At 34.8% G+C, this 552-nt stretch carries 1 protein-coding gene; it reads right to left on the minus strand.

Annotation, left to right across the window (positions count from 1 at the left end):
• The coding region (locus DRW42_RS28460; protein WP_208643677.1) for a restriction endonuclease subunit S at positions 1-552 on the minus strand (552 nt) is incomplete at both ends.

Genomic DNA, 552 nt, shown 5'->3' on the forward strand with positions numbered 1-552 from the left:
AATTATTTTGCTTTGGGTTTCAATTCTATCATCAATTAGTGATAGAAACGCTGTTAATTTAAGTTGCTCATCAATGTGCGGAAAAGAAAATTCAATATTTGATAACTTTTCCTGATTTAAGTTATCCTGCGCGGCTCCTTGAGACAGGGTTTGAATCTTGATCTTAAATTTATCAAACGAATGTTTTAAAAAAAGTGAAGTTGTCTGCCCATCAACTGGAATCATGCCAATGATACTATCTGGGAAACAAGCTTGAATTTTTAATATAGCAGTTTCGGCAATGTTCGCAGCAATTGTAACACATAAAGTTCCTTCATTCCATAGTTTGCTTTGTTTAAGACCAGCCTCAGAGTATGTTTGAGTGAAGTGTTCCAAATATAAGCTTGCTTTTCTAATATCACCAGTTTGTATGAAAGGGTATTTACCCCCAAATAAAAAATCGGCATCTCTCGGTCGGTGTTTTGATTTGCCTCTTCCGATTATTGAAACATCATCTAATTTTTTGTTATTCCACTCCCCATCAAATCCCGGAAATCTCAAATTTGGAACATT

The sequence above is a fragment of the Pedobacter miscanthi genome, assembly GCF_003315595.1.
GTDB classification, from domain to species: Bacteria; Bacteroidota; Bacteroidia; order Sphingobacteriales; family Sphingobacteriaceae; genus Pedobacter; species Pedobacter miscanthi.